General features: G+C 37.3%; 5 protein-coding genes and 3 pseudogenes. 6 read left to right on the top strand and 2 right to left on the bottom strand.

Annotation, left to right across the window (positions count from 1 at the left end; all coding sequences use genetic code 11):
- Positions 1-93: 93 nt before the first annotated feature.
- Positions 94-660 (bottom strand): hypothetical protein, encoded by a 567-nt coding sequence (locus tag FTT77_RS16695; RefSeq protein ID WP_180109578.1) that lies wholly within the window; start codon positions 658-660, stop codon positions 94-96.
- A 552-nt stretch (positions 661-1,212) separates the two neighbouring features.
- Here FTT77_RS16695 and FTT77_RS16690 point away from each other — a divergent pair.
- The 6 genes and pseudogenes from FTT77_RS16690 (at position 1,213) to FTT77_RS16670 (ending at position 7,702) form a co-directional block, all read left to right on the top strand.
- Entirely contained in the window at positions 1,213-1,563 is a 351-nt protein-coding gene (locus FTT77_RS16690) for a helix-turn-helix domain-containing protein (RefSeq protein WP_257222930.1), read from the top strand.
- A complete protein-coding gene (locus tag FTT77_RS16685; RefSeq protein ID WP_180058910.1) occupies positions 1,553-2,455 on the top strand; it encodes a reverse transcriptase family protein in 903 nt (300 codons plus the stop codon). The genes FTT77_RS16690 and FTT77_RS16685 overlap by 11 nt, the downstream gene beginning before the upstream one ends.
- Positions 2,456-2,591: 136 nt before the next feature.
- A complete protein-coding gene (locus FTT77_RS16680; RefSeq protein WP_180058911.1) occupies positions 2,592-4,166 on the top strand; it encodes a type I restriction-modification system subunit M in 1,575 nt (524 codons plus the stop codon).
- Positions 4,166-4,657: pseudogene (locus FTT77_RS17640) on the top strand (restriction endonuclease subunit S); the annotation flags it as partial. The gene FTT77_RS16680 and the pseudogene FTT77_RS17640, both read left to right, overlap by 1 nt.
- A gap of 51 nt (positions 4,658-4,708) precedes the next feature.
- A pseudogene (locus FTT77_RS17635) lies at positions 4,709-5,317 on the top strand (restriction endonuclease subunit S); the annotation flags it as partial.
- A gap of 129 nt (positions 5,318-5,446) precedes the next feature.
- Positions 5,447-7,702 (top strand): type I restriction endonuclease subunit R, encoded by a 2,256-nt coding sequence (locus FTT77_RS16670; protein WP_257224745.1) that lies wholly within the window; start codon positions 5,447-5,449, stop codon positions 7,700-7,702.
- Between the two features lie 19 nt (positions 7,703-7,721).
- Here the strand turns inward: FTT77_RS16670 and FTT77_RS16665 are convergent.
- A pseudogene (locus tag FTT77_RS16665) lies at positions 7,722-7,796 on the bottom strand (IS6 family transposase); the annotation flags it as partial.

The raw sequence follows: 7,796 nt of genomic DNA, 5'->3' as shown, positions 1-7,796 counted from the left end.
GACAAGCATCGTCATTTTATTATGGTCAGCCTCAGGGTGAAGTGTGTCTAATCAACAGGGTTTTCGGTCTCTAAGTACTTTTTAAAGGGAACATCATCGACTCAAATCTCTATTTGCAACAGTGCCAGATTTATCATTTTGACTTCGTGGTTCCTTCGATGTAATTGGAACAACTTGTACCATATTGTCTGGCTGTACTTTAACTACAATTGCTAATCTTCTTTTATGCATTTCTCCACTTTGGACTGTAGATTTATAACGCTTATTTGTACCTAACTTCTTATTTTTAGCTATTTTATAAACATTATGGTAGTGACCAAACTCTACTTCAACTATTTTACCCTTATGAAGTAACTGATTTATTCCTCCGTGTCCTCGTGCTTTATTCTCTTTCAATGTTTTTGTTAAAAATTCTTCATCTGTAGAAGTGGTTTCTTGCAAAATAATATGCAGTGACCTTGAAAAGCCTAGTGTTTCTACATCATTAATATCTAATAATTTCCATCTATAGCATGCTGAAGTTGAAAATTTTTTAGTGAGATAAATTTTTTTTTCGTCATCCACCTTATACAGAAGGCATTCTTCAATGTTCTTTAAAATTTCTTCACCGAGAAGATTTTCTGAATCATCATTGCCCTTAAAGTATTTGACTAAAAACATTTTTTTCTCTGAATATTAGAAATAGATAGTTTTTTTATTCTAACTTAAACTTTAAATAAAGAATCTAAATATTTTTTCGCTCACAGCGAAAAAATATTTGCTATTGGCTAATAAAAATGTATTATGAATAGAGTTACGTCTTGTTGGCTATTAACCATTTTTGTTATTTGAGTATGTAAATACTCGGAGGTTGAATAACCTCAAACTTCGGGGGGTATAGCTCTTGACGACATGATCGATGATCGACATGAGTTAAGACTATATTCAATCGATATTAGTGCCACACGCGATGGTGCGTGTGGCACTTTTTGAAGAGTCAAGTGCTGATCCAGGGTGTTTTACTTCCTAGCGTAGATGGGGCCAATTATGGTCGCAAAGGAAGATTCAAATGAAACAGTCACGTAACCATCAGCAGCCATCTAAAGTTGAGAATAAGGCTAATAAACCAAAATCCCCAAAAGGTTGGAAGTTTATTAAAATTGTTCTAGTAGTATCACGATTCGTCGTGAAATACATCCTTCAGGAGGACGATTTAGGAAACTAGATTATCTCTTGGAGAACACTTCTTTAGGTGGTTCTCTTTTAAAAAACCTATTAGAGGCCTGTAAAATGCTTAATGATGCACTACTTACCATGAGGAAGTATCATCGCATATCTCAAACAGAATTATCTCAATCTCTAGGTATTTCTAACTCTTACTTATCAGAAATCGAAAGTGGGAAAAAGAAACCAACTTTGGAGCTACTTGATAAATATTCTGAATACTTTGATATCCCTGTTTCTTCCTTAATGTTCTTTTCGGAAAATATGGATAAACGTGACACTTTATCAGGAAAATTTCGTTATTTTGCTGGTAGTAAAGTAATCAAACTTATGAACTGGTTAAGTGAAAATGGGAAATAGCCAACCTTCTGATCATGCAAGATATGTATACGACTTAGAGTTACTAAACTCACCGTTATTTCATATTACAAGTAAGAAGCGATTAGCTATGCTGTTGTGTTCATCTGTTAAAGAACTCAATCATATTTCCCGTTCAAAAAATCAAATGTATCAATGTTTTAATAAAAAGCAGACTGATAATAATGGAAACGTTATTAAAGTCCGCCCTATTCAAGATCCTCATGAGAGATTGAAACAGATCCATTCTAGAATTGGAAAATTTTTGGGTAACTTGAAAGCTCCCGATTATTTACACTCTAAACGTTCTAAATCTGCAATTTCGAATGCAAAAGCACATGTAGGTCTTAAGGGGCTTACTTTGAATATTGATATTACTGATTTTTATCCCTCGACCTCAAAAGCTAAAATCCAATCTTTTTTTGGATATACTCTTCAATATCCAACTGATATTGCTAAATATATATCTGAAATCTGCACTGTAAATAATTGTCTTCCTACAGGTAGCCCATTAAGCTCAGCATTGGCTTTTTGGGCTAACAAGGCTATGTTTGATGAAATTTATAGAATCGCTAAAAGTCGCTCTATAAATATGACTGTCTATGTTGATGATATTTCATTTACAGGAAAAGCCATAAATCAAAAATTTCTAAAGAAAATCGTTCAAATAATAGAAAAATATCAGCATAAAATTAAAGAAGAAAAAATTAAATTTTTTCCTGAAAATGGCGTTAAATTTGTTACTGGAGTAGCAATAGTAAATGGTCATTTACAACCTGCTCATAGGCATTTTCGAGATATGAGACATCTTCAAAAATTCGATAATGATATTCAAGTAGCTTTACGATTAGCAGGGAAAAATAACTATATAAAGCAGATCACTAATCATTCTTGAAGAGATTTATTTAACATAAAATCTCTTATTCGAAATTCATCATTTATCTACTTTCATAACCTAATAAACCTAATTTTTATAAGCAGATACTCGCTATACTTAAGTAAATTTAGGTATTACTAGAGATTCTTGCTTCATGACCCAGGTTCAACTTCAACAACTACAAAAACATCTTTGGAATATTGCAAACGACTTACGTGGAAAAATGGGAGCTGATGAGTTCCGTGACTACATTCTCGGCTTCATTTTCTACAAATACCTGTCTGAAAAAGCAATTTCTTTTGCCAATGAACTGTTGAAAGACGAAGGTCTTGCTGAAAAATACTATCAACTTGATGAAAATAACCCTGATCACGCTGAACTGATTGACGGCATCAAAGAAAACTCAGTTGAAGAAGTCGGTTATGCCCTAGCACCAAAACAATTGTTCCACACGATTGCTGAACGTGGTCGTCAGGGTGAGTTTATTCTTGATGAGCTTTCAAATACCTTGCGAGAAATCGAACGTAGTACTCTAGGTGCTGAGTCTGAAGATGACTTTGCCAATCTATTTGAAGATTTAGACCTCAACTCAACCAAACTTGGTAACAATGCCAATGACCGTAATGAGTTGGTCAGCAAAGTACTAACCCATCTCGATAATATTGATTTTGATCTTAGTAATTCAGAATCAGATGTATTAGGCGATGCCTACGAATATTTGATTGGTGAATTTGCATCTGGTGCAGGTAAAAAAGCAGGTGAATTCTATACACCGCAAACGGTTTCGACTTTGCTTGCCAAGATTGTCACTCAAGGCAAAGAACGTCTGCGTTCAGTCTATGACCCGACATGTGGTTCAGGTTCATTACTGTTGCGTGTAAAACGTGAAGTTCAAGATGTCGATATGATTTACGGTCAAGAGATGAACCGTACCACATACAACTTGGCACGAATGAACATGATTCTACATGATGTTCACTTTGCTAAATTCGACATTAAGCAAGAAGACACGCTTATTCGTCCACAGCATAAAGATTTACGTTTTGAAGCAGTCGTAGCCAATCCTCCATTCTCGGCAAAATGGTCAGCAGATCCACTATTTTTGCAAGATGAACGTTTTAGCCGTTTTGGTAAACTTGCACCAAGTTCAAAAGCAGACATGGCGTTTGTGCAGCACATGCTTCATCAACTTGATGGCAACGGAACCATGGCTGTTGTTCTGCCACATGGCGTGTTATTCCGTGGTTCAAGTGAAGGCGTGATTCGTCAGTATTTGATTGAAAAACTGAATGTCATCGATGCTGTAATCGGTTTACCTGCCAATATTTTCTATGGTACGTCTATTCCGACCTGTATTTTGGTATTGAAGAAAGATCGTGGGCACACGGACAATATTTTGTTTATTGATGCCAGCAACGATTTTGAAAAGCAGAAGAATCAAAACAAGTTATTGCCTGAGCATTTAGATAATATTTTAGGGGCGTTTGAAAACCGTCAGGATATTGAGAAATATGCCAAAGTTGCGTCTTTGCAGGAAGTGAAAGACAACGATTACAACCTGAATATTCCACGTTATGTGGATACCTTTGAAGCGGAAGCTGAGATTGATTTAAATGCAATTGCAAAACAGCTTCAAGCTTTAGAAGTTGAAAGTCAGAAGACCGATGCTGTAATTGCTAGTTTCTGTAAAGAGCTTGGGATTGATTCGCCATTTGCGGAGGTGAAGTAATGGCTTCACCAAAGTTAAGATTTAAAGAGTTTGATGGTGATTGGAAAAAATGCTTATTAAAAGACTTTGTGATCTTTTCAAAAGGTAAAGGTATTTCTAAAGCTGATATTTCTGAAGATGGTGTCAATCTGTGCATCCGTTACGGTGAGCTTTATACAACTTATGGTCAGGTCATTGATAAAGTTGTTTCAAAAACTAATATAGCTAAATCTGATTCCGTGTTGAGTAAGGCAAATGATGTCATTATTCCAGCATCAGGTGAAACACAAATAGATATTGCGACTGCATCTTGTGTTTTACAAGAAGGAGTTATTTTGAGTGGTGACTTAAATATTTTGAGTCACCAAGAAAATGGTGAATGGCTTGCTTATTACCTTAGTTCTGCAAAAAAGCAGGATATTTCCACATTAGCTCAAGGAAACTCCGTTGTTCACCTTTATTCTTCTCAATTAAAAGACTTAAAAATCAATAAACCCTCAAAAGAAGAACAAACCCAAATCGCTTCTTTTTTATCGGCAGTGGATGAAAAGATTACTCAACTCTCGCAAAAGCATGAGCTTCTTAGCCAATATAAACAAGGTATGATGCAAAAGCTGTTTAGTCAGCAGATTCGTTTTAAAGCAGATGATGGGAGTGCGTTTGGGGAGTGGGAGAATAAAAAGTTAGGTGATATTTGTGCGCATTTCCAAAGTGGAAAAACGATTACATCTGCATCGATTTCAGAAGTTGGCGACTACCCTGTATATGGTGGAAATGGCTTAAGAGGCTTTACTGATAGTTATACGCATGAGGGTGTATTTGCTCTTATTGGAAGACAGGGAGCATTATGTGGAAATATCAATTTAGTTAATGGAAAAACATTTATCTCTGAACATGCTATTGCTGTTCAAACTAATATAAATAGTAGTACAGAATGGCTTTCTAGATGGCTTGATTTTATGAAGCTGAATCGTTTTTCTGAGTCATCCGCTCAAGCAGGTTTAGCAGTAAATAAATTAGTAAAATTTGATATAGCTGTACCTTGCCTAGAAGAGCAAACCAAAATTGCTAACTTTTTATCTGCAATTGACCAAAAAATTGAAGTCGTAGCACAGCAAATTGAACAAGCCAAACAGTGGAAAAAAGGTTTGTTACAGCAGATGTTTGTTTAAATATCTATCAATAAAACCCAGCCATCTGCTTGAAAGACTTTGAGGGTAAAACATCACAGTATGTTTCGAGCTTCAATCAGATGGATTTCATTTAGATCACCGTAATTGAATAAAAAATTAGAGAAAGAGATGTCTTTACAAAGCGAAGCTCAACTTGAAAATGAACTCATTGAACAACTCAAACAGCTCGGCTACAACCAAGTTGATGTCAAAGATGAGTTTCAATTGCTGAGCAACCTCAAAATTCAAGTTGAACGTGCCAATGGCATCGCTTCTTTCACTACAAATGAATGGGCTCAAGTCCTGAATCATCTTAAAGCAGGCAACAGCTTCAACTGTGCCAAGGTATTGCGTAATCGCTTTCCTGTGAACTTTGATGATGGATCTACACGCCACATTGATTTTTTATTTGCTGATCCTACGAAAAACATCTATCAAGTGACCAATCAAATCGCGATTGATCACAGTGCAACGAATGGGCACACCAGTCGCTTCGATGTCACTTTGCTCATCAATGGCCTACCTTTAGTCCAAATCGAGCTAAAACGCGCAGGTGTCGAGCTTCCTGAAGCCTTTAATCAAACCCAACGCTATGCCAAAGTCGCTTATAGTAGCGGAGCAGGTCTGTTTAATTACATCCAACTGTTTGTCATCAGTAATCGTGACCACACTCATTACTATTCAACAGGCACCAGTAATTTCGAATTTACCTTCCCTTGGGCAGATTTTGACAATAAGCACATCCATAAAATCGATATCTTTGCCGAAGCCTTTTTAAACCATCAGCACATTACCCAAATGCTGACTGAATACATGGTGATCTTGGAAGTTGAAAAGCGTTTGATGGTGCTACGCCCCTATCAAATCTATGCGGTACAGCAGATTATTCAACGTGTGCAACATTCGGAGCAAAATGGCTATATCTGGCACACCACAGGCTCTGGAAAAACCCTGACCTCATTTAAAGCCAGTCAATTGATCATGCGCTTGCCTGAAGTTGAAAAGGTTCTGTTCGTGGTGGATCGCAGTGATCTCGACACTCAAACAGTACGTGAGTTTAATGCCTTCAAAAAAGACAGTGTTGATACCACCAAGAATACAGGCACATTAGTCACTCAATTGGGCCAAAAGCATGACAAATTGATTGTCACTACCTTACAAAAGCTCAATATTGCGATTAGCTCTGATCGTTATAGCGATCAGATTGGCTATCTCAAAGACAAAAAAGTCGTGATCATTTTTGATGAGTGTCACCGTAGCCAATTTGGCGATACCCATCGCAATATCAAACGCTTCTTTAATCAAGCACAAATGTTTGGTTTTACAGGAACGCCAATTTTTGAGAAAAATAGCCAACTGAAAATTGACTCGAAAGCAGTCACCACCAATGCCCTGTTTGACGAATGCCTACATAAATACGTGATTACCGATGCTATTCGTGATGGTAACGTCTTACCTTTCCAAATTGCTTATCTAGGTAAATACACCAGTAACGGCATCGAAAATAGCGACAACTATGAAGAAGATGTTGAAGGAATTGATACCAAAGAGCTGTTTGATAACCCTGCTCGCCTCGAAATGATTACCCGATATATCCTGGATAATCACCATATCAAAACCAAAAATAAAACCTTCACCGCGATGTTCTGTGTCAGTTCCGTTGAAGTCCTGACCCAGTACTACGAACTGTTCAAAAAAGTACAGCAAGAAAAACAGCAACAAGCTGAAGAACAAGGTGGGATTTACACCCCATTGACCATTGCCACGATTTTTTCCTTTGCAGCCAATGAAGAACTCAAGGTCGAAGATCACAGTGGTTTAATTGAAGAAGAGTCTGCGGATATCCCGACCAGGATAAGCCAATCCAATCGAGACAAGCTCGATCAATACATTGCTGAATACAATGCCAAGTTTGGCCAGAACTACAATTCAGGCGATGAGTTCTACGCTTACTATCGTGACATTGCCAATCGGGTACGCAAAAAAGAAATTGATATCCTGCTTGTGGTGAATATGTTCCTGACTGGTTTTGACTCAAAACCACTCAACACCCTGTATGTCGATAAGAACCTTAAATATCACGGTCTAATCCAAGCCTTTTCACGTACTAACCGTATTCTGAACGCAGACAAACCATTCGGTAATATCCTGTGCTTTCGTAACCTAAAACAAGCTACAGACCAAGCCCTCACCTTATTCTCAAACAAGGATGAAGCACAAAAAATTGTCCTAATCCCAAGTTTCGATAGCATTAAAGAAAAGTACAATGCTGCGGTTGCCCACTTACTCAGTATTGCCCCAGATCCGGACCAAGTACCCAATACGCTAGAAACTGAAGAACAACAATTGGAAGGCACTGTTGCAAATAGAGATTTGAGTCGATGATGTTCCCTTTAAAAAGTACTTAGAGACCGAAAACCCTGTTGATTAGACACACTTCACCCTGAGGCTGACCATAATAAAATGACGATGCTTGTCC

Origin of the sequence: Acinetobacter sp. YH01010 (assembly GCF_013420775.1) — a bacterium.
In the GTDB taxonomy this organism is placed as follows: Bacteria; Pseudomonadota; Gammaproteobacteria; order Pseudomonadales; family Moraxellaceae; genus Acinetobacter; species Acinetobacter amyesii.
This window is presented reverse-complemented; position numbering and strand designations above follow the sequence as displayed.